The organism is Pseudomonas sp. FBCC-B545 (assembly GCF_059134095.1).
On record NZ_CP101441.1, the window covers coordinates 775,784 to 801,581 of the forward strand.

General features: G+C 59.9%; 27 protein-coding genes. 17 read left to right on the forward strand and 10 right to left on the reverse strand.

Annotation, left to right across the window (positions count from 1 at the left end; translation table 11 throughout):
• Positions 1-70: 70 nt before the first annotated feature.
• The 3 genes from NMB39_RS03660 (at position 71) to NMB39_RS03670 (ending at position 4,088) form a co-directional block, all read left to right on the forward strand.
• Positions 71-1,723, forward strand: coding sequence for an acyl-CoA dehydrogenase family protein (locus tag NMB39_RS03660; protein WP_367235764.1), 1,653 nt, complete (start codon positions 71-73; stop codon positions 1,721-1,723).
• A gap of 184 nt (positions 1,724-1,907) precedes the next feature.
• Entirely contained in the window at positions 1,908-3,380 is a 1,473-nt protein-coding gene (gene amn / locus NMB39_RS03665; protein WP_161796505.1) for an AMP nucleosidase, read from the forward strand.
• Between the two features lie 72 nt (positions 3,381-3,452).
• Positions 3,453-4,088 (forward strand): pseudouridine synthase, encoded by a 636-nt coding sequence (locus tag NMB39_RS03670; RefSeq protein WP_494339624.1) that lies wholly within the window; start codon positions 3,453-3,455, stop codon positions 4,086-4,088.
• On the opposite strand, the gene NMB39_RS03675 is transcribed toward NMB39_RS03670, so the two are convergent.
• Together NMB39_RS03675 and NMB39_RS03680 are read right to left on the reverse strand one after the other, a co-directional pair.
• The gene (locus NMB39_RS03675; RefSeq protein WP_025999909.1) at positions 4,083-4,292 is read right to left on the reverse strand and encodes a DUF2788 domain-containing protein; all 210 of its coding nucleotides are present in this window, start codon (positions 4,290-4,292) and stop codon (positions 4,083-4,085) included. The two genes, NMB39_RS03670 and NMB39_RS03675, sit on opposite strands and share 6 nt — an antisense overlap.
• A gap of 195 nt (positions 4,293-4,487) precedes the next feature.
• Positions 4,488-4,967, reverse strand: a complete 480-nt coding sequence (locus NMB39_RS03680; RefSeq protein WP_003194418.1) for an Lrp/AsnC family transcriptional regulator — start codon at positions 4,965-4,967, stop codon at positions 4,488-4,490.
• A gap of 417 nt (positions 4,968-5,384) precedes the next feature.
• On the opposite strand from NMB39_RS03680, the gene NMB39_RS03685 reads away from it, so the two are divergent.
• Entirely contained in the window at positions 5,385-6,344 is a 960-nt protein-coding gene (locus tag NMB39_RS03685) for a DUF6515 family protein (RefSeq protein ID WP_306956481.1), read from the forward strand.
• Here the strand turns inward: NMB39_RS03685 and NMB39_RS03690 are convergent.
• Entirely contained in the window at positions 6,341-7,234 is an 894-nt protein-coding gene (locus tag NMB39_RS03690) for a cation diffusion facilitator family transporter (RefSeq protein WP_057012851.1), read from the reverse strand. The two genes, NMB39_RS03685 and NMB39_RS03690, sit on opposite strands and share 4 nt — an antisense overlap.
• A gap of 9 nt (positions 7,235-7,243) precedes the next feature.
• Positions 7,244-7,663, reverse strand: coding sequence for a periplasmic Zn2+ metallochaperone PmcY (pmcY, locus tag NMB39_RS03695; protein ID WP_057012850.1), 420 nt, complete (start codon positions 7,661-7,663; stop codon positions 7,244-7,246).
• Positions 7,664-7,811: 148 nt separating this feature from the next.
• Here pmcY and hrpB point away from each other — a divergent pair, with 148 nt between their 5' ends.
• Together hrpB and NMB39_RS03705 are read left to right on the forward strand one after the other, a co-directional pair.
• Entirely contained in the window at positions 7,812-10,334 is a 2,523-nt protein-coding gene (gene hrpB / locus NMB39_RS03700; protein WP_494339623.1) for an ATP-dependent helicase HrpB, read from the forward strand.
• Positions 10,335-10,438: 104 nt separating this feature from the next.
• On the forward strand, positions 10,439-11,500 hold the full coding sequence (locus NMB39_RS03705; RefSeq protein ID WP_494339622.1) for a GNAT family N-acetyltransferase: 1,062 nt from the start codon (positions 10,439-10,441) through the stop codon (positions 11,498-11,500).
• Between the two features lie 9 nt (positions 11,501-11,509).
• On the opposite strand, the gene NMB39_RS03710 is transcribed toward NMB39_RS03705, so the two are convergent.
• Positions 11,510-12,598, reverse strand: coding sequence for an endonuclease/exonuclease/phosphatase family protein (locus NMB39_RS03710; protein WP_198719096.1), 1,089 nt, complete (start codon positions 12,596-12,598; stop codon positions 11,510-11,512).
• A 41-nt stretch (positions 12,599-12,639) separates the two neighbouring features.
• Positions 12,640-13,299 (reverse strand): YciC family protein, encoded by a 660-nt coding sequence (locus NMB39_RS03715; RefSeq protein ID WP_057024548.1) that lies wholly within the window; start codon positions 13,297-13,299, stop codon positions 12,640-12,642.
• Positions 13,300-13,481: 182 nt separating this feature from the next.
• On the opposite strand from NMB39_RS03715, the gene NMB39_RS03720 reads away from it, so the two are divergent.
• The 3 genes from NMB39_RS03720 (at position 13,482) to NMB39_RS03730 (ending at position 15,449) form a co-directional block, all read left to right on the forward strand.
• On the forward strand, positions 13,482-14,207 hold the full coding sequence (locus NMB39_RS03720; protein WP_043050664.1) for a DUF2076 domain-containing protein: 726 nt from the start codon (positions 13,482-13,484) through the stop codon (positions 14,205-14,207).
• 128 nt (positions 14,208-14,335) lie between these two features.
• Positions 14,336-14,812: a LabA-like NYN domain-containing protein gene (locus NMB39_RS03725; protein WP_057024475.1), complete on the forward strand. Its 477-nt coding sequence runs from the start codon at positions 14,336-14,338 to the stop codon at positions 14,810-14,812.
• A 25-nt stretch (positions 14,813-14,837) separates the two neighbouring features.
• Positions 14,838-15,449, forward strand: coding sequence for a 3'-5' exonuclease (locus tag NMB39_RS03730; protein WP_054896175.1), 612 nt, complete (start codon positions 14,838-14,840; stop codon positions 15,447-15,449).
• Positions 15,450-15,589: 140 nt separating this feature from the next.
• Here the strand turns inward: NMB39_RS03730 and NMB39_RS03735 are convergent, their stop codons facing one another.
• A complete protein-coding gene (locus NMB39_RS03735) occupies positions 15,590-15,898 on the reverse strand; it encodes a DUF6124 family protein (protein ID WP_057024476.1) in 309 nt (102 codons plus the stop codon).
• A gap of 474 nt (positions 15,899-16,372) precedes the next feature.
• Here NMB39_RS03735 and NMB39_RS03740 point away from each other — a divergent pair, with 474 nt between their 5' ends.
• The gene (locus NMB39_RS03740) at positions 16,373-16,939 is read left to right on the forward strand and encodes a hypothetical protein (protein ID WP_057024477.1); all 567 of its coding nucleotides are present in this window, start codon (positions 16,373-16,375) and stop codon (positions 16,937-16,939) included.
• Positions 16,929-17,192 carry an acyl carrier protein gene (locus tag NMB39_RS03745; protein ID WP_057024478.1) on the forward strand — a complete coding sequence of 88 codons (264 nt, stop codon included), beginning with the start codon at positions 16,929-16,931 and terminating at the stop codon, positions 17,190-17,192. The genes NMB39_RS03740 and NMB39_RS03745 overlap by 11 nt, the downstream gene beginning before the upstream one ends.
• 95 nt (positions 17,193-17,287) lie before the next feature.
• Here the strand turns inward: NMB39_RS03745 and NMB39_RS03750 are convergent, their stop codons facing one another.
• Positions 17,288-17,749, reverse strand: coding sequence for an Lrp/AsnC family transcriptional regulator (locus NMB39_RS03750; protein WP_057024479.1), 462 nt, complete (start codon positions 17,747-17,749; stop codon positions 17,288-17,290).
• A gap of 160 nt (positions 17,750-17,909) precedes the next feature.
• Between NMB39_RS03750 and yedA the strand changes: the two genes are divergently transcribed.
• The 3 genes from yedA to NMB39_RS03765 all read left to right on the forward strand — a co-directional run bounded on the left by yedA (position 17,910) and on the right by NMB39_RS03765 (position 20,863).
• Complete coding sequence (gene yedA / locus NMB39_RS03755; protein ID WP_057024480.1) at positions 17,910-18,806, forward strand: drug/metabolite exporter YedA; 897 nt, start codon at positions 17,910-17,912, stop codon at positions 18,804-18,806.
• A 48-nt stretch (positions 18,807-18,854) separates the two neighbouring features.
• The gene (gene rhlE1 / locus NMB39_RS03760) at positions 18,855-20,189 is read left to right on the forward strand and encodes an RNA helicase RhlE1 (RefSeq protein WP_057024481.1); all 1,335 of its coding nucleotides are present in this window, start codon (positions 18,855-18,857) and stop codon (positions 20,187-20,189) included.
• 176 nt (positions 20,190-20,365) lie between these two features.
• On the forward strand, positions 20,366-20,863 hold the full coding sequence (locus NMB39_RS03765; RefSeq protein WP_057024482.1) for a hypothetical protein: 498 nt from the start codon (positions 20,366-20,368) through the stop codon (positions 20,861-20,863).
• 453 nt (positions 20,864-21,316) lie between these two features.
• On the opposite strand, the gene NMB39_RS03770 is transcribed toward NMB39_RS03765, so the two are convergent.
• Both NMB39_RS03770 and NMB39_RS03775 read right to left on the reverse strand, forming a co-directional pair.
• Positions 21,317-22,552, reverse strand: a complete 1,236-nt coding sequence (locus NMB39_RS03770; protein ID WP_367235767.1) for a TIGR03862 family flavoprotein — start codon at positions 22,550-22,552, stop codon at positions 21,317-21,319.
• Between the two features lie 170 nt (positions 22,553-22,722).
• Entirely contained in the window at positions 22,723-23,643 is a 921-nt protein-coding gene (locus NMB39_RS03775; RefSeq protein WP_367235768.1) for a histone deacetylase family protein, read from the reverse strand.
• Positions 23,644-23,719: 76 nt separating this feature from the next.
• Here NMB39_RS03775 and NMB39_RS03780 point away from each other — a divergent pair, with 76 nt between their 5' ends.
• Genes NMB39_RS03780 through NMB39_RS03790 form a run of 3 tightly spaced genes read left to right on the forward strand, consistent with a single transcriptional unit; the run spans position 23,720 to position 25,781 of the window.
• Entirely contained in the window at positions 23,720-24,289 is a 570-nt protein-coding gene (locus NMB39_RS03780) for a GNAT family N-acetyltransferase (protein ID WP_198719103.1), read from the forward strand.
• 38 nt (positions 24,290-24,327) lie between these two features.
• Positions 24,328-25,197 carry an acyl-CoA thioesterase II gene (gene tesB, locus NMB39_RS03785; protein WP_057024486.1) on the forward strand — a complete coding sequence of 290 codons (870 nt, stop codon included), beginning with the start codon at positions 24,328-24,330 and terminating at the stop codon, positions 25,195-25,197.
• Positions 25,194-25,781: an HAD family hydrolase gene (locus tag NMB39_RS03790; protein WP_367235769.1), complete on the forward strand. Its 588-nt coding sequence runs from the start codon at positions 25,194-25,196 to the stop codon at positions 25,779-25,781. Before tesB ends, NMB39_RS03790 begins: the two co-directional genes overlap by 4 nt.
• Positions 25,782-25,798 lie beyond the last annotated feature (17 nt).

Genomic DNA, 25,798 nt, shown 5'->3' on the forward strand with positions numbered 1-25,798 from the left:
TGTAGGCGCGAGCAAGCTCGCTCCTACAGACAGCCTGAAATCGATGTGGCCTTTTTCCAGGAGGCCCGTCATGAACCTGCATCAGTTTGCTGAAACCCACGACGTCACCAACCAGCCACCGTCCCTGGACGGCACCAACCTGTACCGCATCGATCTGCCCCTGCAAGAATGGTCGCGCCGCTTTGGCGCCGGCTGGGCGCAATCGCGTATCGATGCCTACGGTGCGCTGGCCGGCGGGCCGTTGATGGAGGCCGGGTTCCTGGCGAACCAGAACAAACCGGTGTTCAGCAGTCATGACCGTTACGGCCACCGCATTGACCTGGTGGAATTTCACCCGGCCTATCACGAACTGATGCGTACCGCCGTTGAGCATGGCCTGCCGTCGCTGCCCTGGGCTCATCCGCAATCCGGCGCCCATGTGGCGCGTGCGGCGATGACCTATCTGCACAGCCAGGCCGAAGCCGGCACCGGTTGCCCGTTGACCATGACCTTCGCCTGCGTCCCGGCGCTACGCCTGCAACCGGACCTGGCGGACCTCTGGCTGCCGAAGATCCTCAATACCCAATACGACCCACGCAACGTCGGTATCGCCCACAAGGCCGGCGCCACCATCGGCATGGCCATGACCGAGAAGCAGGGCGGCACCGACGTGCGCGCCAACACCACTCGCGCCTATCCTGTTGGCGCAGGCGGTCCCGGCCAGGCCTACGAACTGGTGGGCCACAAGTGGTTCTGCTCGGCGCCGATGTGCGATGCCTTCCTGACCCTGGCCCAGACCGACAAGGGCCTGACCTGTTTCCTACTGCCCCGACAGCGCCCGGATGACACGCGCAACCAGTTCTATATCCAGCGTTTGAAAAACAAACTTGGCAACTGCTCCAATGCCTCCAGCGAAGTGGAGTTTCGCGGCGCCCTGGCCTGGATGGTCGGCGAAGAAGGCCGTGGCGTACCGACCATCATCGAAATGGTTGCCATGACCCGTTTCGATTGCATGGTCGGCTCCAGCGCCTTGATGCGCCAGGCGCTGACCCAGGCCAGCCATCACTGTGCCCATCGCTTGGTCGGCGGCCGCCTACTCAGCGAACAACCGCTGATGCAAAACGTCTTGGCCGACCTGGCCCTGGAAAGCGAAGCGGCCCTGGCCTTGAGCCTGCGCATGGGCCGCGCGCTGGATCATCTTGATAATGAGCAGGAAGCCAAGTTCGCCCGGCTGGTCACGGCGGTGGGCAAGTATTGGATCTGCAAGCGTGCGCCCGCGATGATCAACGAAGCCGCCGAATGCATGGGCGGTGCCGGGTATGTGGAGGACAGCATCCTGCCGCGCCTGTACCGTGAGGCGCCGGTGAACTCGACGTGGGAAGGCTCGGGTAACGTGCAATGCCTGGACGTGCTGCGCGCACTGTCGAAAGAACCGGGTGTGCTGGAGGTGCTGTTTGTCGAACTGGGCGATGGGCACGGCGACCGGCTGTTGACGCGGCATATCGAGCAACTGAAGTCGGCTTTTATGGACACCCAGGACATTCAGTACCGCGCACGGCAGTTGACCGAGGATATCGCTGTGGCAGTGCAGGCCAAGTTGTTGTTGGAGGCCGGGAATGCAGCCGTCAGCGATGGGTTTATCGCCAGCCGCCTGGGCGAATCGTCCGGTCGGGTGTACGGCACCTTGCCGCGTGGAGTGGATGTGGAGGCGATCGTCCAGCGATCTACACCCCCATTCTCCTGAATAAACACAGTCAAATGTGGGAGGGGGCTTGCCCCCGATAGCGGCGTGTCAGTTGATAATATACTGACTGACACTCAGCTATCGGGGGCAAGCCCCCTCCCACATTTTAAATGCAATCCAATCCTGGTGTTTCGGTGAAGCCTGGATACAGGCAAGATAAAGACCTGCAAGTCCAGAACACAGGATGCTTACCGTGACCGAAGCTTTTGTTGTCGTTAAAACCGCCGAAGAGGCCGTGGACCGGCTGGCGGCCCTGCATGAGCGTGCTACCGGTGCGCTCAATCAAGCCCTCAAGCAATACCTCAAGGACCGCATAGAACCCGACGCCGCACAACGCGCGCTGTTTCGCTACCCGGAACTGCGCCTGACCTACCACTGCCATGGCGAAGTCCCACAGACCACCCGGGCGTATGCCAAGGTCCAGTTACCCGGCACCTACAGCGTCACCGTGACCCACCCGGCCGCGTTCCGTAAGTACTTGCTCGAACAATTGGTGCCGCTGATGCACGATTTCACCGTGACGGTAGAAGTGGGCGTCAGCCAGCAGAACATCCCTTACCCCTACGTGGTGGAGCAGGGCGACGAACTGGCCGGCTCCGGCGTAACCGCCGCGACCCTGGCCCGGGTCTTCCCCAGTACCGACCTGTCCGCCGCCACGGATGGCATCGCCGACGGCCTCTACGATTGGGAAAACACCGATCCGTTGCCCTTGGCGCTGTTCGATGCGGCCCGCGTGGATTTTTCCCTGCGTCGCCTGGTGCACTACACCGGCAGCGACTGGCGCCATGTACAGCCGTGGATCCTGCTGACCAACTACCACCGCTACGTTGACCAGTTCATCCTGCACGGCCTGGAACAACTGCGCAGCGACCCAAGGTTTATCCGCATGGTGTTGCCGGGCAACGTGGTGATCGACAAAAGCATGGACCACGGCGAGGCCTCGGCGATTGCCGCAGGCGTGGTCTGGCACCGCTACCAGATGCCTGCCTATCACCTGCAAGCCAGCGATGGTCACGGCGTGACCCTGGTGAATATCGGCGTCGGCCCATCCAACGCCAAGAACATCACCGACCACCTGGCGGTGCTGCGCCCGCATTGCTGGCTGATGATCGGCCACTGCGGCGGCCTGCGCCAATCCCAGACCATCGGTGACTACGTACTGGCTCACGCCTATATGCGTCGTGACGGCATTCTTGATCGTGTGGTGCCGCCGAACATCCCGATCCCGGCCCTGGCCGAGGTGCAGTTGGCCCTTCAGCAAGCCGCGGCGAATGTTACTGGCGAAAAAGGTGAAGAACTGAAAAAACGCCTGCGCACCGGCACCGTGCTGACCTACGACGACCGCAACTGGGAACTGCGCTGGGCCCAGGAACGTCCGTTGATCAACCTGTCCCGCGCCGTGGCCGTGGACATGGAAAGCGGCACCATCGCTGCCCAGGGTTACCGTCTGCGCGTGCCCTACGGCACTTTGTTATGCGTCTCGGACAAACCCTTGCACAGCGAGATCAAGCTGCCGGGGTCGGCCAACGCGTTTTATGAGCGTGCGGTCAGCCAGCACCTGAAAATCGGCATCGAGGCGGTCGATCTGTTGCGCACCGAACTCAACTCGTTGCACTCGCGTAAATTGCGCAGCTTCGACGAGCCGCCGTTCCGCTAAACGGTTGGGGTGGTCATTTGGCGGTCAGGCCACTAGCATTGTGGGTCCTGACCGCTAGATGTTCCTTTTGCCATGCCCCGTCCTACCCGACCTGATTCACGCCGCCCTGGCGTGAAACCTCCACATGCCGCTGCCCGTCGTGTCGCCAAGGCGCCACCGTCCGAGCCGAAGCTGATCCTGTTCAATAAACCGTTCGACGTGCTGACCCAGTTCAGCGACGAAGGTGGGCGTGCGACCCTCAAGGACTTTATCGACATTCTCGGCATTTACCCGGCGGGGCGCCTGGACCGTGACAGCGAAGGCCTGCTGTTGCTGACCAATGACGGTCAGTTGCAGGCACGTATTGCCGACCCCAGGCACAAGCTGGCGAAAACCTATTGGGTGCAGGTGGAAGGCGAGCCGACGCAAGAACAGCTGCAACGCCTGCGCGATGGCGTGGAACTCAATGACGGCATGACCTTGCCTGCCGAGGCGCGGCTACTGGATGAACCCGCGTTATGGCCGCGCAACCCGCCGGTACGCTTTCGCAAAAGTGTGCCGACCCATTGGCTGGAGCTGGTCATTCGCGAAGGGCGTAACCGCCAGGTCCGGCGCATGACCGCGGCGGTGGGCCTGCCGACGTTACGACTGGTGCGCGTGCGCATTGGTGACTGGTCTATCGACGGCCTGGACCAAGGCCAATGGAAGGCGGTACCGGCGCGTTTATAGAGCACCGGACTCGATCAGGCCGATCACCACGCTCTTGATGATGAACGCGGCCACGCCCAGGCCCAGCACGAAGAACAGGATGAACGAACCAAAGCGCCCGGCCTTGGATTTCTTTGCCAGGTCCCAGACGATGAAGCCCATGAAAATAATGAGGATGGTGACCAGGCCGGTCATCATCCATTCTTCAAACAGGGCGGGGTCGATGTTGTTCATGGGACTCTTCCAGCAAGACAAGCGAGCAGTATACGGCAGCGTCACAGACGCAACATTGACTTGAGTCGTACGCGGTCAAAATGTGAGGGGGGCTTGCTCCCGATGACTGAGTGTCAGTGAGTTATTTATCAACTGACCCACCGCTATCGGGAGCAAGCCCCCTCCCACATTTGGCCTTCACCGACCTTAAGTGCGCAGGTGGGTCAGGGGCAGTTCGGTGCTGTTGAGCACCTGGTTGAGAACAAAGCTGGAACGCACGCTGGTCACGCCTTCGATGCGGGTCAGATGGCCCAGCAGCAGTTTTTGATAGTGATCCATATCCGGCACCACGACCTTTAGCTGATAGTCCGCATCCATGCCTGTCACCAGGCTGCATTCCAGCACCTGGGGCAAGGTGCGGATTGCCGCCTCGAAGTTCTCGAAGCGCTCCGGCGTGTGCCGGTCCATACCGATCAATACGTAGGCCGTCAGGCTCAGACCGAGCATCTTGCGATCCAGCAAGGCAACCTGGCGCGCAATGTAGCCGTCGTCTTCCAGCTGCTTGACCCGGCGTGAGCAGGGCGAAGGCGACAGGCCGATACGCTCGGCCAGCTCCTGGTTGGAGATCCTCGCGTCGCGCTGCAATTCCGCCAAAATACTCAGGTCGTATCGGTCAAGCTTGCTCATTGGGTTGGCCTTTGTCGTAACTATTGCGTTGAATTATCCATGAAGGGTTAAAAATTGCGCAAGCACTGTTTATTAACGCAATCTTCGCAATCATCCGTCGGGCGTTGGCGGGTATCTTTATCAACAGAATCACCGCCTGGACAACAGTCCACAGCAGCGCGCCCAATCAGGCCCGCTGCGGCCGCCGCCCCAGCAGGGTTGAGCCGGCCTCCAGGCTGCACACTGTCCACAAGACGGCGTGAGGTGAGCCAACGTCAAAAGCGTTGAGCATGGACGAAGTTCTCAAGGGGTGGCCGACGGGTCACCCCTTTTCTTTTGCCTTGAGAAAATACTGCCCGCGACTGATAACCTGCCTGAGAACCGGGTGGGGCTTTTCCAGTCTCATCTGTAAGGCCCTAATCCGCAGTGAGGAATAGCATGAAGCGCATCTGGCGTATGGCAGGTGTTGGTTTGCTGGTGGTCAGCGTCGGCACGCAGGTAATGGCTGACGAGCGCGATAACTCACCGGGCCCGGGGCAACGGCCTGAAAACAATCAACCACGCCCACAAAACCCGCATTTTGATCGCGGCGGCCAGCACGAGGGTCAATGGCAAGGCCGCCCTCAAGGTAATGAGCCAGGGCGACCGGCACCGCAGCCGCAACCCTCCAATAACCTGCCGATCCAGGGCCGGCCCGATACCGTGCGTCAGACCCAGGAGCCGCGCCAGGGTTATTACCGTGATATCCCCCGACGCAACGACGACAACCGGCATTGGGAGGCTGGCGGCCCAGGTTCGCGGCCTGGTTATGATCGTCCCGGTGATAACCGCTGGCCTGGCCGCCCCGACGGGCACGGCAATGGCTGGGGCCCAGGCCCGCAGCACCGTCCCGGTTACGTGGTGGATCGCTTCCCTGACCGTAATTACCGCGTGCCTTACCGTGGCCAGGACTACTTCTTTTCCGGCGGCTACTGGTATCGTCCCCAAGGGCCGCGCTACGTGGTGGTGACGCCGCCATATGGCATTCGTGTGCAGTACCTGCCGGACTACGCGCGTGAAGTGTGGGTAGGTGGCTCACTCTTGTTCCTTGCCGCTGGCGCCTATTACGCCTATGAGCAAAGCACCCAGCAATACGTGGTGGTGCAACCGCCAGCGCAAGTGCCATCACCCCAGCCGGCGCCGCAAGGCAATGGTTATGACGTGGTTGCCTATCCCGCCAACGGCCAGTCCCCGGCCCAGGTGCAGCAGGACGGCTACGACTGTTATCGCTGGGCCGTGCAACAAAGTGGCTTCGACCCGCGCACCGTCACTTATGCCCCCGACCCGGCGGTGGTGCAAACCTACCGCCAGGCCCAGGGCAACTGCCTGGGCAGTCGCGGGTATCAGGTGCAGTACTAGGTCTTGTTGCCGGTGACCACTTCCAGCGGGTCGGCGTGCACCAGCACTTCGGCACGCGGGTAGGCCTGGTGAATGGCGTCGGCGGCCTGGTCGCTGATGCCATGGGCCACCGATAACGTCAGTTCCCCCGGCAGTTCCAGGTGCAACTGCACAAACCAGTGGCTGCCGGAGATGCGCGTGCGCAAATCGTGGGCGCCCAGGACCCCGGGCACGCCACGGGCCAGTTCCAGCATGTGCTGGCTGACGTCCGGTGGTAGCTCTTCATCCATCAACACCGCGAAGCTTTCCCGGGCGATCTGGATCGCACTCCACAGGATGTAGGCGGCGATGCCCAGGCCAAACCATGCATCGACCTGATGAAAGCCGAAGCCCGCCAACACCAGTGCGATGAGGATGCTGCCATTGAGCAGCAAGTCCGAGCGGTAGTGCAGCGAGTCGGCGCGCACCGCGTTCGAACCGGTCTCGCGCACCACACGGTGTTGCAGCATCAGCAGGGCCACGGTCAGCGCCAGGGACAAGACAATCACGCCAATGCTCAGCCATGGCGCGCCCACGGGCTCGGGATGCTTGAGCCGTTCAAACGCCTGGAGCGCAATCAGCACCGCACTGCCAGCGATAAACAACGCTTGGGCCATACCCGCCAGCGATTCCGCCTTGCCATGCCCATAACGGTGATCGTCATCGGCCGGGCGCAGGGCGTAATGCACCGCCAGCAGGTTCAACAGCGAGGTCACACCATCGAGCAGCGAGTCGGTCAACCCGGCGAGCATGCTCACCGAGCCGCTGAGCCACCAGGCAATGGCCTTGGTGATAATCAGCACACAGGCCACGCCCACCGAGGCGCGAGTGGCCAGGCGCAGGAGCCTGGCGTGTTCGGGGCTGCTGGTCATGGGCTGTCCTTACGCGGCGGGTTGCAGGCCCAGGGACGCCAGTTGCTGCACGCTGCCCTTGAACTGGATCAGCCGTGGGTCGTCCAGCGGCAAGGTACGGCCGGTTTCCTTCTGGATGATGCTCTGCAGCTTGGCGTTGTCGACCTGGCCGTCGGCGCCGATGGCCTGGTGCAGTTTCTCGGGGGCGACCTGAGCGGTCTTGCCGGGTTCGTAGTAGATCGCACCCGTGGCGAAGTCGACCCCAAACGCGATCAAGCCGGGGATGACGTAGAACAGCAGGCCGACGGCATCGAGTACGGCAATGGCCGGGTCGATCTTGCCGTCGATCTGGCCACGGCGGTCGGGATAGAAAATCGACCCGCAGGCGGTGAGTTGGCTCAGCAGGGTGACGGCTAATGCAGCGCCGATGACACGGGAAGCGATACGCATGAAAAGTCTCCTGAACATGTTTATGGGTGACTATAAGCCAGATCTGCCGGGCGCCGATGATCGAATGTGGGAGGGGCAGGTGTTGTTGAGACCACAGCCGGCTTTCAGCAGTTCGCCGTTATACTCGCCGCTCTGCTTTGGAGCCAGTATGAATTCGTTGCCGATCGATGATGTTTTACCCGCCCTGCGTGACGCCTTGGCGCATCGCCATGAAGTGGTGCTGGAAGCGCCACCCGGCGCCGGTAAAACCACCCGTGTGCCCTTGGCCGTATTGAACGAGCCCTGGCTCGCCGGGCAGACCATCCTGATGCTCGAACCCCGGCGCCTGGCCGCGCGGGCCGCTGCTGAGCGGCTGGCCAGCGAGCTGGGCGAAAAGGTTGGTGATACCGTCGGCTACCGCATCCGCCTCGAGAGTAGAGTAGGCCCTCGCACCCGGATCGAAGTGGTCACCGAAGGGATCCTGGCGCGCCGCCTTCAGGCCGATCCGGCGTTGGACGGTGTAGGGCTGGTCATCTTCGATGAGTATCACCTGCGCAACCTGGACTCCGATCTTGCCCTGGCCCTGTGCGTGAGTGCGCGTGAACTGCTGCGTGATGAGCCGCCACTCAAGCTGCTGCTGATGTCTGCAACATTGGAAGGCGCTCGGCTCTCGAAGGTTTTGAATGACGCGCCGGTAATCACCAGTGAAGGGCGGATGTATCCGGTCTCCACCCTCTGGGGAAGCCCTTATCAGCCAGGCCAGCCTCTCGACACACGGGTCACTGACACCTGCCTGGCCGCCCTCCATGAGCAGCCGGGAAGTATCCTGGTGTTCCTTCCGGGTCAGGCAGAGATTCGGCGCGTGGCCGAGTCCCTGAAGGAGCAACTGGGCAGTCGTCCAGACGTCATGCTCTGTCCGCTGTACGGTGACCTCGATCTGAACGCACAACGTGCTGCCATTGACCCGGCACCCGCAGGCTCGCGCAAGATCGTGCTGGCAACCAACATTGCCGAGACCAGCTTGACCATCCAAGGGGTCAGGGTGGTGGTGGACAGCGGTCTTGAACGGGTGCCGAAGTTTGATCCGCGTAGTGGCATGACCCGGCTTGATACCCAGCGTATCTCCAGGGCCAGTGCGACTCAGCGGATGGGGCGAGCCGGGCGCCTGGAACCGGGTGTCTGCTACCGACTATGGTCAGAGTCGCAACACGAGCAAATGGCGGGTTACAGCACCCCCGAAATTCTACAAGCCGATCTGGCTGGCCTCGCGCTGCAATTGGCCCGGTGGGGCATGAAGCCAGATGAAATGACCTGGCTCGACCAACCACCCTCGGCGCCTTTTGCCCAAGCCAGGGACCTGCTCAAGCGCCTGGGCGCGCTGGATGATAAGGGTCAGCTCACACCTCACGGGTCGGCCATGAGCGAGCTGCCGGCGCATCCGCGCATCGCTCATCTGCTCATCAAGGGCCACGCCATGGGCCTGGATGACCTGGCCTGCAACATCGCAGCCCTGCTGGGGGAGAAGGACATTCTACGTGGCGCAGGTGCTGATCTTCATACCCGGCTCAGTGCATTATCGGGCGAGCAGAACGCACGCCGTGGCAGCGGCGCCGTCCAACGCGTTAAGCAGTCTGCCCGGCAGTATCGATCCCTGCTGCGAGGATGTGCCTCCAGCCCGGTCAGCACGCCTGATCATCCACGCTGGGTCGGTTGCCTGTTGGCATTCGCCTACCCTGATCGAATTGGCCTGCAACGGCGTGCAAGCGTAGCGGAGTATCGTCTTTCCAACGGGCGCGCGGCAGTCTTCGCCGAACCCGATGCGCTCACCAAGCATGAGTGGCTGGTAGTGGCAGACCTGGGCAGTCGGCAGGGCCAGCGTGAGGAACGGATTTACCTGGCGAGCGACCTGGACCCGGCACTGTTCGAGGATCAGCTAAGCGACCTGGTAAGGTCAGTCGATGAGATCGATTGGGATGATAGGGAAGGGGTGCTCAAGGCCGAGCGGCAATTGAGGGTGGGGCAACTGCTGCTTTCCACAACGCCGCTGCCCAACCTCGACGAGCACGCCCGTTCGCTCGCGCTGGTCAACCTCGTGAGGCGCAAGGGCATTGAACTGCTGCCCTGGAACCCTGAGTTGCGTCAGTGGCAGGCTCGAGTCGAGTTGTTGCGTCAGTTCGATATCCAGAATGGCCAGGGCACCAGTCAATGGCCCGACCTTAGCGATGCCAATCTGCTGGATACGCTCGAAGAGTGGCTCACGCCCTATCTGGGCAAGATCACCCGGCTCAGTCACTTCAGTCAGTTGGACTTGTCTTCGATCGTCAGGAATCTGCTGCCCTGGCAGCTTGCGCAGACATTGGACGCTCAAGCGCCCCAGTCCATCCAGGTGCCCTCGGGCTCGAGCATTCGCATTGACTACTCGCAACACCCTCCAGTGCTTGCAGTGCGGCTGCAGGAGCTTTTTGGGCTGTCAGAAACACCGACAATTGCCCAGGGAAAACAGCCACTGACCTTGCACTTGCTGTCACCGGCCCGCAGGCCGGTGCAGGTGACCCAGGATCTCGCCAATTTCTGGCGCAGTACTTATGCCGAAGTAAAGAAAGACCTTAAAGGCAGGTACCCAAAACACTATTGGCCCGAAGATCCCTTGGTGGCCGAAGCGACGGCCAGGGCGAAGCCCAGGAAGCCATGAGCAGCCAACGGCGTTTATTCGCGCTCACTGTATAAGGCCCACTTAAATTTATGTGGGCGCACCACGTCTTGACCTTATGGGGCTGGGTTAAGAGAGAGACTGTGATGCTTACGAACGAACATACAAAGCGAATCATAAGGGTTGGCCAGATTACCGGGGCAGCAGCCCATGTCATCGTTGATCGCTCAGAAATCGCCGTGCATCTTGAGTCCGGGACCGTCTGTTTCGAATTACAGAGCGCGCACGGCGATTTTAAAATTATTGACCCCTCTTGCTCAGCCAGCAACATGGCCATTGAGACATCAACCTCTCTCAGTCACGTGCTCGCGGCGCTCGAGGCATGGTTTGCTGATAACCCTCTGCGCGACAGGGTCGAGGTGCTGTTGCCTGATCCATTGAGTGCCCAACTGTGCGAATTGGGCATCGCCGTCTTTCAGAATGAAAAGTGTTTGGTAACGGCTGAGATGTTTTGGCAGTTGTCATTGCCATGGTGCTCGAAGGGCATGATCAACAGTTATCCACTTTGTTATGCCGAGTCGGGAGAGTCCAACATCCCGGTTCGCCCTCAGCAGCCTACCGGTGACGTTTACGCCAGGTATATTCCCTGGCTCGGTAAAACCCTGACTTTCAAAGTGGCTGATATTGACAGGGACCTAGTCCAGTTCAATCGCTGGATGAATGACCCCCGGGTTTCATTTTTCTGGGAGGAAGAGGGGAACCTGGACTATCACCGGGCGTTCCTTGAGACGCAGCTTGCCGACTCGCGGGTTATTCCTCTCATCGGCTTTTTTGATGCGCAGCCATTTGGCTATTTTGAGGTGTATTGGGCCAAGGAGGACAGGCTCGCGCCGTTTTGCCAGGCGACGGACTTTGACCGTGGCTTCCACCTGCTGGTGGGCGAAGAGGCCTTCAGGGGTCGCCAATGGTTGGAGGCCTGGTACCCGTCCTTGCTCCACTACATGTTTCTTGATGACGTTCGCACCCAACGCGTTATGGCTGAGCCCCGCGCAGACAATGAACGTTTGTTGCGTTGCAGCGAAATGCTCGGCTTCGAGAAACTCAAGGAGTTTGACTTCCCACACAAGCGAGCGGCGCTGATCAGTCTGTCCAGGACCACCTTCTTTGGCAGTGCACAACAACTCTCGGGAAGTCGACTTTCAGATTGAGTTCAGCGTTTAAAACGTAGCGGGCAGGAGAAAACGAGCGATCACTGGCATATGGTTGGAAATACGCAATGTATCTTCCTGCCGTACTTTCGCCTCCACCCGCTTGATCCTTGGGCTGAAGAACAGGTAATCCAAGGTGCGGTCCGGGCCGTCCAGGCTCGGATCATTAGGGTAATAGCTCAACCATTGCTCACGGTTTATTCCGCTGGATTCATTGTTACTCGGGATCATCGGGTATTTGTCCCACAGCAGGTGCAGCTCACTGTCCGGCGAGTACTGCCCGCGTTTTTGCGCATCCAAACGCAGGAACTGCCCCAGTGGCAATAAGTTGAAATCTCCCCCGATCAGCCATGGCGTGCCGCGGCCTTCGAACTTGTCCAGCAGCTTCACCGTGGCCTCGACTTGCTCTTGCATGGCACCGCGTCCGGGTATGCCGGCCTCTAGCCGCGTATTGAGCACCGCCAGCTGACCACCGTCGCTCAGCGGCAGGTAGGTCAACAGCAAGGCGGGCTTGGGCTGGAACTGGCGGCTGATGAAGTTGGCGTCGGCGACCGGCAATTGCAGGCGCTCAGCATGTTCGATCTGGTAGCGGCTCAGTGTCGCCAGCTTGCGACCGACGCTGCCGAAAATGTGCAGGTTGGGTACAAAGTCGGCTTTCCAGTCGAACGCCTGGGCGCTGCAGGGGTAGAGGTCGACCAGGCGCTCCTGCAACAGCGCCAGCTGGTCCTGGTAGTGAGAGGGTTTGGCGCCCTCGTCAATCTCTTGCAGCAACAGGATATCGGGCTGTTCGTCGCGGATCACCCGTGCCACTTCGTCGAGGCTGAACGCCATGTCTTCAATGGTGGGGCGGTCATCCGGGCCGCTGCCGTCGGGGGTGTCGTACCAGAACACGTAGTTCTTGCCAGCCAGGTATTGCACGTTCCAGGTCATCACCTTGAGCGCCTGCCCCGGCAGCAGGGTCGGGGCGCGGGGCGCCACGCAACTGACGGGCAAGGTCTCTTTGTCGGCGGGGCGCCAGGTCAAGCTGTGGATCAGCGCCGCCAGCAGGCCGGCGATGATCAACAGGCTCAACAGGGTGATGCGCAATAAACGGGTCATCGGCTCGGCTTATTTGCGTGTCAGAAGAGGCACGGAGCATATCACCGCGCGTCGGCGTCGCCACCGATCAACATGAATAAACGGAACAGCACCACGCTGGTGAACAATTGCAGGAAGCTGTGGGCACTGTCCATCAGCAACCCCAGCCACGGCGCGGGCTCGGGATAGGCCGCCACGCTGGCGCCCTTGAGCAGCCACAACGGGGTCATCACGCACAGCAGGCACACCAGGATGCGCCAGAAATGCCCGCGGGTCAGGCGAAAACTCTCCTTCATCGCCTCCAGGGCCGGCATGCCGCGCAGCACCAGCAGGTATTCGGCAAACGCCAGCACCACCATCAGCCACAAGCCCGGCAGGAAATACAGCGACAGGCCGAGCAAGATCAACAACGTGCTCAGGGCCGTCAGCAGGGCAAAGCGCGGCCACAGGCTCAAGGCCATGGCCCACACGTCCTTGATACGGGGCGATTCGCCACGGGTGCGGGCGTCGAGAAACAGGATCAGGGCGCCGGTGTACAGCGGGTACACCAATAAACCCACGACCACGCTGTAGCCGGGAAATGCATCCGGGCCCAGCGTGTGGTCCAGTATCTGTTGCAGCAGGGCTTCGAGGATCACCAACGGCAGGCACAACTGCACGATGGCGCCCAGGTTGCGCTGGGTAAAACGCAAGGAGTCGCGCAAAACGTCTAACGGATTCATCAGGGTCATCACAGGCCTGGAAGCAGAGGGCGACACTTTAACCGATCAGGGTCCAAGGGGCGCAAACGTAAACCTTGAGTAAAGACCATTGAAACAACTCGTAACATCCCCATAACTGGAAGGCACCCGGCCTGACCACAGGCGGGACCAGAATTTTTTATCGGCAATCTAACGAGGTCGCCATGAACAGCGAAGAGCAAACCCTGATCGATGGACTGTTTTCACGGTTACAGCAAGCCGAAACGGACTCAGCCCCCCGCGACGCCCAGGCCGAAGCGCGGATCAAGGAGCACATGACTCGCCAACCGGCCGCCGGGTACTACATGACCCAGTCGTTACTGGTGCAGGAACACGCGCTTCAGGCTCTGGATGCGCAAAACAAGCAGCAGGCGCAACAGATCCAGCAATTGCAGGACGAACTGCAGCGGGCCAAGTCGACGCAACCGGCGCCGGCCAGTGGTGGTGGGTTTCTGTCGAGCATCTTTGGCGGTAGCTCCCGCGATCCGCAACCTGCGCCGAGCAACTCCGGTGGCGGCTGGCGTGAGCCGGCGCGGCCATCGTTCAACCCGCCTGCACCGCAGCAGAACTACCAGCAACCGCAAGCACCGGCCGCCGCGCCGGTGGGCAGCGGTTTTCTCGGCGGCGCCATGAAGACCGCTGCCGGTGTGGCCGGTGGTGTGTTGCTCGCCGAAGGCATCAGCAGCCTGTTCCATCACAACCAGCAGCCGCAGGTGGTGGAAGAAATCATTGAACAACCGGCACCGGCCAGTGACCAGGGTGACTGGGGCAACGATGACCAGAAGTTTGCCGGCAATGACAGTTGGGGCAGCAACAATGCTGACAGCTTCGCTGACAGCGATTATTCCGACGATTCCTCTTCCTTTGGCGACGACGATTCCTTCGTCTGACACGCCAAGGCCTGGGTCGCTTCGTCGCTTCGGGCTGATTTTTCGCGGAAACCTTCCCATGGCTGTCATACTGGCGCCTTTGCGGGCCTTCGCGTCCGAGGTCCAAGCGGCAGCCATGGGGAAGTGCGGTGAAGAAAATTGCGGTGTTCGCCGATGTACAAAACCTCTATTACACCGTGCGCCAGGCCTATGGCTGCCACTTCAACTACGCCGCCCTGTGGGCTGACATCAGCGCCCGCGGGCAGATCGTCGAGGCCTATGCCTATGCCATCGACCGTGGCGACAGCAAGCAGCAGCAATTCCAGCAGATCCTGCGCAACCTGGGCTTTACGGTAAAACTCAAACCGTATATCCAGCGCAGCGACGGTTCAGCCAAGGGTGATTGGGACGTAGGCATCACCATCGACATCATGGACGCCGCCGACCATGTCGACGAAATCGTGCTGGCCTCCGGTGACGGTGATTTCGACATGCTGCTTGACCGTGTCATTCACAAGCATGGTGTCGAAGCCGTGGCTTATGGCGTGCCCGGGCTGACGGCCAATTCATTGATCCGCGCCGCCAGCCGCTATGTGCCGATCGAAGGCGCGTTGCTGCTTAAATAAATTGTTAGACAAAGTGGGAACAGGTTTGGAACGTATAGCGGTCATCGACTTTGAAACCACCGGCATCACCCCGAGCAGCCACTGCCGGGCTACGGAGATTGGCGTCGTCATCCTCGAGCGCGGACAAATCGTGGACCGCTACCAGAGCCTGATGAACGCCGGCGTGCGCGTACCGGCTTTTATCGAACAACTCACCGGCATCAGCAACGCCATGCTGCGCAGCGCGCCACCGGCTGAGCGGGTGATGAACGAAGTCAACGAATTCGTCGGTACCACGCCCTTGATGGCGCACAACGCCGCCTTCGACCAGAAGTTCTGGGACTTTGAGCTGGGCCTGATCCGCCGCACCCGCCTGCAGAAATTCGCCTGCTCCCTGCTGCTGGCCCGCCGCCTCATGCCGGCTGCGCCCAACCACAAGCTCGGCACCCTCAACGCCTACGCCAAATTGCCCCACACCGGCCAGGCTCACCGGGCGCTGGCGGATGCGGAAATGGCCGCCAACCTGACCGCCCACCTGGCCCAGGAACTGCGCCAGACCCACGGCCTGCGTGAACTGTCCCATGACCTGTTATGCACCTTGCAGAAAGTGCCTGCCGCCAAAATCAATGAGCACCTGAAAAAGCATCGCGGGTTCTAAACCAGCCACCCTCTCAAGCACACCAAAGATCCAAATGTGGGAGGGGGCTTGCTCCCGATAGCAGTGTGTCAGCTAAAAATAAGCTGGCTGATACACCGCCATCGGGAGCAAGCCCCCTCCCACATTCAGTTATGCAGCGCCTATCGAGGCTGTGTGCACGCCAACGCCTGGTCCACCACTCCCTTCGCCATCTCCACCAAATGCATCACCGCCCGCTGTGGCGCCTTCACTACCTCTCCCGAGGCATGAGCCGTCTCCACCGCGCAATGCAACAAATCCGCCGCATGGGCCAAGGCCTCTTCGAAGCTCAGGTTGTCATTCAGGATAAAAATGGGTGCATCCGGAGCGGACGCCTTGAGGTAGTAATCGATGGCGCGACGGTGGAGCAGGGCGTCTTCGCTGAGGAAGCCGGGTTTGGACTTGGGTGGATCGGGGGTGACTTTGACCATGGTGAAACTCCTTGCTGGAAGAAGTCGACACCGTTCGCTTGCACGCGAATTAGGGTGGCAACTGTGCGTAGGTGTGCAAGACCGGGGCAAGGATCCAAACCCAGCAGGCCCGAAGGCCTCCCACGCACAGCCGCCATAACATGCATATTGGCTGTAGGTTTATTTATGATCTTGCTTGCCATCGGACTTGCACGTCCGGCCACCGAAAATTCGATGACAGGGCGAGACTAGCTACCGAATCCGACGGAAACAAGGCCGTGGGATTCTCTCGGAAACGTCCCGCAAATGAAAGGGACTGGTCTTGCTGGCCACTGAATCACGGGGTTTTGAGGTCTCTTTCACCTGAGCGCTGAATGGTCGGTAGGCTAAATCCGGATATGATCTAGGACCTTTCTGGTTTTCCTCTTTACTCACCTATCGCGTACTACTGCGACCTACCATCCCTTCTGCCACTCATGCACAGGGATCACAGTCATGCAGGAAAGCGATCTTCATACAGCGATCATGCGAAGCAAGTTGGAACTTGAATCAAATGGCATTGATCTGGGTTCAAGTTCAAGCATGGCGTTTCATGTGGGCAACACAATGACAAGCTGCCCGGCAGTCATGGTGTTGCCGAGTTTGCCAGCTTGGAGTCATGGCTCTCATTACCAGTTACTCAAGCCCCTTCACGCTGATCCCGCTGTGCCCGATACGACGTTTGATGAACTCTGGAAATGTACACAGCAACACTACGGCCTCACGGCAGCAACAGTTGATACGGGCGCGGCGGGCATACCGATAAGCAAAATCGCTGTGGATACTTGGGTTCACGTCGGCTCCAGCAAAACCACGAATCTGGCTAGCCTGATCGGAATGCGTTTTTTCCCTCGTACATTGATCAGGCAACCCACCATGGCCAGAATGGCAAAAGCAACGTTTGGCACGGTCCGGGTATTTGGCATCATCGGGCGAGGCATACCCTTCGTTGCTGCCGGGCTTGCAGTTTTTGATCTAGTCAGTATTGGTAAGTGTGCCTATGAGGCGAGAAATGGAAGGTAACCTGACCAGAGCCGAGATCAGCGAAAAAGTGCTCCAGCTGTTCGTCGATATCATCGGGTTTATCGACCAAAGCGATGTGACGGAGCAAACCGATTTCATCCATGATTTCGACATCATTGATGACGACCTGACCTGCTTTATCATGCAGATCAAGTGGCAGTTCAAGCTGCAAGCGCCTCAGGAGGATTGGGATCACATCACTACGATTGAGCAGATAGTCGATTTGATTGTTCTGCGTTCGAATCTTCGGTGAGGCTACTGACCCCATCGGGAGCAAGCCCCCTTCCCACATTTTGAAGGTGTTCACACATCAAATGTGGGAGGGGGCTTGCTCCCGATGGCGATAGGTCAGCCACCATGTTTCCCATTGGCTTCCAACTGCCCCAACGGCACCCGCCGCTCTATGGCGCTGGACAAAATAATCGAGGTCTTGCTGAACCCAAACTTGGCCACCCGATTAATCAGGTCTTCCAGCTGCGGCATGGTGCCCACCGCCGCTTGCATGATCACGCACGGATCACCCGTGACCCGGTGGCATTCGGTCAGCTCGGGAATTTCAGCCAGGGCGTCGTAAACCTTCTGGCTGCCGTGATTGGTCAGCCTCAGTTCGATCACACACTGGATCGGCAAACCGACTTTGGACAAATCCACCTTGGCCTGGTAGCCGGTGATCACGCCGCTGGCTTCCAGTTTGGCGACCCGTTCGGCCACGGCGGGGGCGGAGAGGTTCACCGTGCGGGCCAGTTGCGCGTAGGACGCACGGCCGTCTTCGAGCAGGGCGCTGAGGAGCATGCGGTCGTATTTGTCCATGGTAAGGCTCCAGTGGCGTGTGGCTTTCGAAAGCAAGGGTTATAGCCCTGATAACCATGGTTTGAAAAGTGTATGGGCGGTTTAAACAGGTTTTGTAACTTATGTTTATCCACCTGTCTTTCTAGAATAAGCCTCCCATCTCCTGCCATAGAGCCACCCAATGCCTGGCCCACGTCGTTTTCCCTTACCGTTGATCGCCGCGTTTTTTGCCTTGTATGTGATCTGGGGTTCCACTTACCTGGTGATCCGTATCGGCGTGGAGTACTGGCCGCCGCTGTTGCTGGCGGGCATTCGGTTTTGCACGGCAGGCGTGTTGATGTATGGCTTCCTCCGGTGGCGCGGGGTGCCGGCGCCGACGTGGCCGCAGTGGAAGGCGGCCGGGATGATCGGCATTTTGTTGCTCACCGTGGGCAATGGCGGCGTCAGCGTGGCCGAACATATGGGCGTGTCGTCCGGCGTGGCGGCACTGGCCGTGGCCACCGTGCCACTGTTCACGCTGCTGTGTGGTTTTTTCTGGGGCGCACGTAATACGCGGCTGGAATGGGCCGGGGTGATCCTGGGCATCATCGGCATTGCCATGCTCAATATGGGCAGTACCCTGCAATCAAGCCCATTGGGTGCGGTCTTGCTACTGGCGGCGGCGGCCTCCTGGGCCTTCGGTTCGGTATGGAGCCGACACTTGCCGCTGCCCCAAGGCGCCATGGCCAGTGCCGCGGAAATGCTGGTGGCCGGCGTGGCGCTGCTGTGCGTCAGCGCGCTCTCCGGTGAGCACCTGCAGGCCATGCCACCGCTGGAAGGCTGGCTGGCCCTGGCCTACCTGACGGTGTTCGGCTCGATTATCGCCTTCAACGCCTATATGTATCTGCTCAAGCACGTGCGCCCGGCGGCGGCGACCAGCTATGCCTACGTGAACCCGGCGGTGGCGGTGTTGCTGGGGATTGTGTTCGTTGGCGAGACCATCGGCCTGGAAGAAGCCCTGGCGATGCTGGTGATCATCAGCGCCGTGCTGTTGATCAGCCTGCCCCAGTGGCGTAAGCCCAAGGCGGAAATAAGGTAAACTGCCGCGCATTACGCCTTTGCGCTGAATTTTTCCTACGGTAAACACATGACTTTCGCCACCCTTGGCCTGATCGAACCCTTGCTGCGCGCCCTTGAGACGCTTGGCTACCAGACCCCGACGCCGGTGCAGGCGCAAGCCATTCCGGCGGTGCTGGCCGGTCGCGACCTGATGGCTGCGGCCCAGACCGGCACCGGCAAGACCGCAGGCTTCGCCTTGCCGTTGCTGCAATTGCTGACCATGGAAGGGCCGAAAGTCGCCGCCAACTCGGCGCGCGCGCTGATTCTGTGCCCGACCCGCGAACTGGCTGAGCAGGTTCACGCCAGCGTCGCCGAGTACGCCCAGCATCTACCGCTGACCACTTACGCGGTGTACGGCGGCGTGAGCATCAACCCGCAGATGATGAAGCTGCGCAAGGGCGTCGACATCCTGGTTGCCACCCCTGGCCGCCTGATCGACCTGTTCCGCCAGAACGCGCTGAAACTCAACCAGTTGCAAACCCTGGTGCTCGACGAAGCCGACCGCATGCTCGACCTGGGCTTCTCCGAAGAACTGGCGAATATCTATCGGATGCTGCCGAAAAAGCGCCAGACCTTGCTGTTTTCCGCGACCTTTTCCGACGACATCCGCCTGCTCGCCGGGCAGATGCTCAACGACCCGCTGAGCATCGAAGTGAGCCCGCGCAACGTCGCCGCCAACACCGTCAAGCAGTGGGTGGTGCCGGTGGACAAGAAGCGCAAGGCCGAGCTGTTCGTACATCTGATGCGCAAAGGCCGCTGGAAGCAGGTGCTGGTGTTCGCCAAGACCCGCAACGGCGTTGACGCACTGGTGGACAAGTTGCAGGGCCTGGGCATCAATGCCGACGGCATCCATGGCGACAAGCCCCAGGCCACCCGCCAACGCGCGCTGGACCGCTTCAAGGCCAGCGAGGTGCAGATCCTGGTCGCCACCGACGTGGCAGCCCGTGGCCTGGATATCGAAGATCTGCCGCTGGTGGTCAACTTTGATCTGCCAATCGTGGCCGAGGACTACATCCACCGTATCGGTCGTACCGGTCGTGCGGGCAACACCGGTGAGGCGATTTCCCTGGTGTGTGCCGACGAGGTGAACATGCTTTCGGCCATCGAGATGCTGACCCGCCAGACCTTGACCCGCAAGATGGAGCCGGATTTCGAGCCGGAGCATCGTGTGCCGGATACCGATGCCAGCGGCCAGGTGGTGAAGAAACCGAAAAAGCCGAAGAAACCTAAAACGTCCGGCGGCGGCGGCAAGCGCAACCTGGGCAAGTGGGTGGACAGTGGTGAAGTGGCGCCGGCAGAGCCCTCGATCAAACCGGTGCGCAAGGTGCCAGTGTTCAATACCGGGCCGCGCAAGAGGAAGTAAAGGTTTTATAAGGGTTGGCGCACAGAGTGGGCGGGGCAATCCCGTCCACTGCGCAAGGAATCTTCTTGTAAATTTTTTCCGCGTGGTAAAACTGAACTCAAAACGCTCGATCGCCACTCAGGTAGGCGGCAGGAAACTGACCGTTAATCAGCAGCCTTTGAGTGGAGGTAATTGATATGGAATTTGCGGCTTCTTTTGCATCGCTATCCTTCAAGCCGGGAGAGGAAACATTCGGGCAGTACATGAGGCGCGCAGCGCAAACGCATAGAGACACTGCTGCCGCGTCAGAGAGGAGTCATGAGGCGCGTATCAGCGCGCTGGAGAAAGAGCTGACCGATATTAAAAAAACCCAACCTGAGGCTTATGCGCACCAAATCAGGTTGTATAAAGAATTGGCTTCTTTGCAGCATCATGTCGGCGTAAATGCTCACGAAACCTTGCCGCTGAATCAGTTTATCAAAGAGGTTGAATATAAGAGCCAAGAGAAGGGGCTAGCTCTCAGTCGTGGCTTCAAAGCTGAGCAGGAGAGTTTGAAAGATCAACCCGTGGCGCTTGAAACTGCGCACCGCACTTACATAGACGCACTGTCGGTAGCCCTGCCAGAAGGTGACGACTTTTTACGAAGGGAACTGGAAGGGTTTGAGCAGAAGTACCCCGATGCCCAAGCTATTTAAGTGCAGCAAATTAAAACTATAGAGACATGCTTCAACGTAAATTGCGCGGCTCTAAAATATGGTTGAGCTACTAATTAAAGATATTTCATAGAAGGCTGTCAGATTTTTCGGCGTTTAGACATATTTGCCAGGGGGGAAAGTACGTGTTGGAGAATACCCGTAGAACTTATGGTGTACTGCGAGAGTTGCCCAGTGAGCTCGACAGCAAAGCAAAGGACGACAATACCTCATACCGCGTTTCAAATAAGAAAGTTGTAGAGCGACTTTCAGCGGAGGAGCAACTCACCACCTCCTTGCTAGCCTTGCAACGGGCCGCGCAGTCGATAGAAAATGATCTGTCCAGCCGACAGACCAGTTATCAGCGCCGTCTTCATGGCGGGCTGAGAAGCCAGTTTTTATAAGCATTAAGGCAGGTGGCTGAAGGACGAGCCTTCAACTCAAGTTAATACAGGTTCAGTCACCTGACGCCTCCAGCCATGCCAGTATGCCTTGTCCGCTCATGTACCCACTGGCAAAGCACCCCGTTAACAAATACCCACCGGTCGGCGCTTCCCAATCGAGCATTTCCCCCGCACAAAAAACGCCAGGCACTTGCTTGAGCATCAGTCGTTCGTCCAATGTTTCAAAGGGTACGCCGCCTGCGGTACTGATTGCTTCATCCAGCGGTCGGGTTTGCACCAGTGTCAGGGGCAGCGCCTTGATATCCACAGCCAATTTCGCCGGATCATTGAAATGTCCAGCCGGTGCCAACTCGCGCAACAGCGCCGCCTTGACCCCATCCAAGCCCAACTGACTGTGCAGGTGCTTACTCATCGACCGCGAGCCGCGGGACTTGGCCAATGCCGTCTGTATTTTGTCCAGCGATTTACTCGGCAGCAGGTCGATATGCACCGTGGCTGAACCGTCGCGGTTGATCGCTTCACGAATGGGGGCCGACAGTGCGTAGATCAAACTACCTTCGATGCCCGTGGCAGTGATCACGCATTCACCGAGCCGAGGCAGGTCATCGGCCAGGCCAATGGCGACATTTTTCAACGGTGCCCCAGCGAATTTGCTGACCAGCAACTCACTCCAGGCTGACACGTCGAAACCGCAGTTGCTCGGTTGCAAGCGCACGTAGGTCACGCCTTTATCTTCCAGCAGCTTGAGCCAAGCCCCGTCAGAACCCAGGCGCGACCAACTGCCGCCACCCAGAGCGAGTAGCACAGCATCGCTGTGGACAACTTTGTCTCCGTCCGGGCTGTGTATAAGTAAGCCGCCTTCGGCAGTCCAGCCCAGCCAGCGATGCCGAGTGTGGATAACCACGCCTTGGTCCCTTAGCCGCTTAAGCCAGGCTCGCAGCAGGGGAGCGGCTTTCATGTCGGTAGGAAATACGCGCCCGGAGGTGCCGATAAAGGTTTCGATGCCCAGGCCGTGAATCCATTCGCACAACGCTTGCGCCCCGAACGCCCGCAGCAACGGTGCCATATGCGGCGCACGTTCGGCGTAGCGGGAGACAAACGCAGGGTAGTCCTCGGAGTGGGTGATATTCATCCCGCCCACACCGGCCAGCAGGAATTTGCGCCCCACCGAGGGCATGCCGTCGTACAGGTCCACCCGCACGCCTGCCTGGCTCAAGACCTCAGCGGCCATCAGCCCGGCGGGGCCGCCGCCGATAATGGTGACGTGATGAAAAGAGGTCTTGGGCATGGCAGGGCTACGGTCGCTTGAACAGGCCGAGCATTCTACCCGACGAAGGCGCGGTTGCCTGATCAAAAAACGTACACTTTCCTACAGACCATACGGCTGCTAGCTTGCAGCCGCTTACGCTCAAGTTATCCACAGGCCGTTCCACAGGCATTGTGGGTAACGCCCACAGTTCAGTGACAACCTGATGACGCCCATACCCGCTGGGCGCTGTGGTGCAGGATGCCGTGGCGGCGGGCCAGGGCCAGGCGGTCCTTGCTGTAGCCGCCGCCGATCACGCCCATCACCGGAATGTCGCGACCCAGGCAGTGGCGCATCACGCTTTCATCACGGGCGGCGACGCCCTCATCCGTCAGCTTGAGGTAACCGAGGGCGTCATCCTCGTGCACATCCACGCCGGCGTCGTACAGCACCAGGTCGGGCTGGTAGAGCGGCAACAGGTAGTTGAGCGTGTCGTCCACCACCTTGAGGTAGTCGGCATCGCCCATGCCTATGGGCAGCGGGATATCCCAATCACTCTGGGCCTTGCGCGCCGGAAAGTTTTTTTCGCAGTGCAGCGACACGGTGATGGCGTCCGGCGTGTCGTGGAGGATGCGAGCGGTGCCATCGCCCTGGTGCACGTCGCAATCGAAGATCAACACGCGATTGACCCGACCGCTGGCCAGCAGGTAATGGCTGATCACTGCCAGGTCATTGAAGATGCAGAAGCCCGCAGGGTAATCGTAGTGGGCGTGATGGGTGCCGCCGGCCAAATGGCAGGCCAGGCCATGTTCGAGGGCTTGTTCAGCCGCCAGTATCGAGCCGCCTACCGCGCGCACGGTACGCCGCGCCAGTGCTTCGCTCCAGGGCAGGCCGAGGCGGCGCTGATCTTCGCGGGACAATTGGCCGCTCATGTAGCGTTCGATATACCCAGGTTCATGGGCCAGGGCCAGAATGTCCGCCGGGCACAATTGCGGGCGCAACAATTGACTGTCTTGGGTCAAGCCAGTGTCCACCAGGTGGTCGCGCAGCAGACGAAACTTGTCCATGGGGAACCGGTGGTCTGCCGGGAACTCAGGGCTGTAGTCTTCGTGGTAGATCAATGGCAAAGGCATGGGATTTTCTGACGGGAACCTGCGAAGGATCTTAACAGCGCTGTACACTCACGCACATGGCAAGGGAGGGGGACCCATGGAGCCGATATTGCAATTGGAAAGTGCACGCCTGTTGATGCGCCAGTGGCGCGACAGCGACCTGCCGGACTTTGCGCGCATGTGCGCCGATCCGCAAGTAATGCGCTATTTTCCGGCCAGGTTGAGCCATCTGGAAAGCGCCGCATTGATCGGCCGTATTCGCGGGCATTTTGCGGAATACGGCTTCGGTTTTTGGGCCTTGCAGCGCAAGGATACCGGCGAATTTATCGGCCTGACCGGGCTGCAAAATGTCAGCTTCGAAGCCGGCTTTACACCGGCAGTGGAAATCGGCTGGCGCCTGGCCCGCGAACACTGGGGCCTGGGCTACGCCAGTGAGGCCGCCTGGACCGCGTTGCGTTGCGGCTTCGACCGTTTGCAACTGGATGAGGTTGTAGCCTTTACCACAGAGGCCAATCAGCCTTCACAAAAAGTCATGCAGGCCATCGGTATGCATTACGATCCGCAGGCAGATTTTGAACACCCTAAAGTCGCAGCCGGTGACCCGCTGCGCCCTCATGTTTTGTACCGCATCACCCGCGCCCAATGGTTGGACACGCTGCATGGATAAGCAGCCCGGAATGCTCTATTGATTGTAGGAGTTGCTCTATGAGCCAAGTATTGGAAGATCTGGTGGACTTGCTGACCCTGGAACCGATCGAGGAAAACCTCTTTCGCGGCCGCAGCCAGGACCTGGGCTTTCGCCAGTTGTTCGGCGGCCAAGTGCTCGGCCAGTCGCTGTCGGCGGCCAGCCAGACGGTAGAAGAAGCGCGGCATGTGCATTCCCTGCACGGTTATTTCCTGCGCCCTGGCGATGCAGCCTTGCCAGTGGTGTATTCGGTGGACCGCGTACGCGACGGCGGCAGTTTCAGCACTCGGCGGGTAACGGCGATCCAGAAGGGCAACCCGATCTTTACGTGCACCACCTCGTTCCAGTACGACGAACAAGGCTTCGATCACCAGACCACCATGCCGGTGGTGGTCGGCCCGGAAAACCTGCCCTCTGAGTTGGAGCTGACCAAGCAACGTGCGCACCTTATCCCCGAACACATGCGCGACAAGTTGCTGTGCCCCAAGCCCATCGAAGTGCGCCCGGTCACCGAAAAAGACCCGTTCAACCCGCAACCGTCCGATCCGGTCAAGTACGTGTGGTTTCGTGCCGATGGCGCCCTGGCGGACGCGCCGGCGCTGCATAAGTACCTGCTGGCCTACGCCTCGGACTTCGGCCTGCTGACGACTTCGTTGCTGCCCCATGGCAAGACCGTGTGGCAGAAAGACATGCAGGTCGCCAGCCTCGACCACGCGCTGTGGTTTCACGCTGACCTGCGCGCCGATGACTGGTTGCTGTATGCCATGGATAGCCCGTGGGCCGGCAACTCCCGGGGCTTTTCCCGTGGCAGCGTGTACAACCGCTCCGGGCAACTGGTGGCCTCGGTGACCCAGGAAGGTTTGATCCGCCATCGCAAGGACTGGGCATGAGCCTGTCGGACATTAAGCATTGGGTGTTCGACATGGACGGCACTCTCACGGTGGCCGTGCATGATTTTGCCGCCATCCGCGTGGCGTTGGATATTCCGACTGAGGACGACATTCTCACTCATCTTGCTGCGTTGCCCGCAGACGTTGCAGCAGCCAAGCATGCCTGGCTACTGGAGCATGAACGCGAGCTGGCACTCGGTTCGGTCGCGGCACAAGGGGCAGTGGACCTGGTGCGTGAATTGGCCGGGCGCGGTTATCGCCTGGGTATCCTGACCCGCAATGCGCGCGAGCTGGCCCATATCACCCTGGAAGCCATAGGCCTGGCGGACTGTTTTGCCATTGAGGATGTGCTGGGGCGTGATGATGCGCCGCACAAACCTGATCCGGGTGGTTTGTTGAAGTTGGCGACAGCGTGGAAGGTAGCGCCGAGTGAGATGGTGATGGTCGGGGATTATCGTTTTGACCTGGACAGTGGCCGGGCGGCGGGGACGAAGACCGTGTTGGTGAACCTGCCGGAGAACCCATGGCCGGAGTTGGCGGATTGGCATGCGGCAAACTGCGCTGTATTGCGCCGAATGATCTAGCCCAGACAATAGAGATC

Coding starts and splice junctions, on each gene's coding strand:
- NMB39_RS03660 (WP_367235764.1), top strand. CDS start 71: ATGAACCTGCATCAGTTTGCTGAAACCCACGACGTCACCAACCAGCCA.
- amn (WP_161796505.1), top strand. CDS start 1,908: ATGCTTACCGTGACCGAAGCTTTTGTTGTCGTTAAAACCGCCGAAGAG.
- NMB39_RS03670 (WP_494339624.1), top strand. CDS start 3,453: ATGCCCCGTCCTACCCGACCTGATTCACGCCGCCCTGGCGTGAAACCT.
- NMB39_RS03680 (WP_003194418.1), bottom strand. CDS start 4,967: ATGAGCAAGCTTGACCGATACGACCTGAGTATTTTGGCGGAATTGCAG.
- NMB39_RS03685 (WP_306956481.1), top strand. CDS start 5,385: ATGAAGCGCATCTGGCGTATGGCAGGTGTTGGTTTGCTGGTGGTCAGC.
- NMB39_RS03690 (WP_057012851.1), bottom strand. CDS start 7,234: ATGACCAGCAGCCCCGAACACGCCAGGCTCCTGCGCCTGGCCACTCGC.
- pmcY (WP_057012850.1), bottom strand. CDS start 7,663: ATGCGTATCGCTTCCCGTGTCATCGGCGCTGCATTAGCCGTCACCCTG.
- hrpB (WP_494339623.1), top strand. CDS start 7,812: ATGAATTCGTTGCCGATCGATGATGTTTTACCCGCCCTGCGTGACGCC.
- NMB39_RS03705 (WP_494339622.1), top strand. CDS start 10,439: ATGCTTACGAACGAACATACAAAGCGAATCATAAGGGTTGGCCAGATT.
- NMB39_RS03710 (WP_198719096.1), bottom strand. CDS start 12,598: ATGACCCGTTTATTGCGCATCACCCTGTTGAGCCTGTTGATCATCGCC.
- NMB39_RS03715 (WP_057024548.1), bottom strand. CDS start 13,299: ATGAATCCGTTAGACGTTTTGCGCGACTCCTTGCGTTTTACCCAGCGC.
- NMB39_RS03720 (WP_043050664.1), top strand. CDS start 13,482: ATGAACAGCGAAGAGCAAACCCTGATCGATGGACTGTTTTCACGGTTA.
- NMB39_RS03735 (WP_057024476.1), bottom strand. CDS start 15,898: ATGGTCAAAGTCACCCCCGATCCACCCAAGTCCAAACCCGGCTTCCTC.
- NMB39_RS03740 (WP_057024477.1), top strand. CDS start 16,373: ATGCAGGAAAGCGATCTTCATACAGCGATCATGCGAAGCAAGTTGGAA.
- NMB39_RS03745 (WP_057024478.1), top strand. CDS start 16,929: ATGGAAGGTAACCTGACCAGAGCCGAGATCAGCGAAAAAGTGCTCCAG.
- NMB39_RS03750 (WP_057024479.1), bottom strand. CDS start 17,749: ATGGACAAATACGACCGCATGCTCCTCAGCGCCCTGCTCGAAGACGGC.
- yedA (WP_057024480.1), top strand. CDS start 17,910: ATGCCTGGCCCACGTCGTTTTCCCTTACCGTTGATCGCCGCGTTTTTT.
- rhlE1 (WP_057024481.1), top strand. CDS start 18,855: ATGACTTTCGCCACCCTTGGCCTGATCGAACCCTTGCTGCGCGCCCTT.
- NMB39_RS03765 (WP_057024482.1), top strand. CDS start 20,366: ATGGAATTTGCGGCTTCTTTTGCATCGCTATCCTTCAAGCCGGGAGAG.
- NMB39_RS03770 (WP_367235767.1), bottom strand. CDS start 22,552: ATGCCCAAGACCTCTTTTCATCACGTCACCATTATCGGCGGCGGCCCC.
- NMB39_RS03775 (WP_367235768.1), bottom strand. CDS start 23,643: ATGCCTTTGCCATTGATCTACCACGAAGACTACAGCCCTGAGTTCCCG.
- NMB39_RS03780 (WP_198719103.1), top strand. CDS start 23,720: ATGGAGCCGATATTGCAATTGGAAAGTGCACGCCTGTTGATGCGCCAG.
- tesB (WP_057024486.1), top strand. CDS start 24,328: ATGAGCCAAGTATTGGAAGATCTGGTGGACTTGCTGACCCTGGAACCG.
- NMB39_RS03790 (WP_367235769.1), top strand. CDS start 25,194: ATGAGCCTGTCGGACATTAAGCATTGGGTGTTCGACATGGACGGCACT.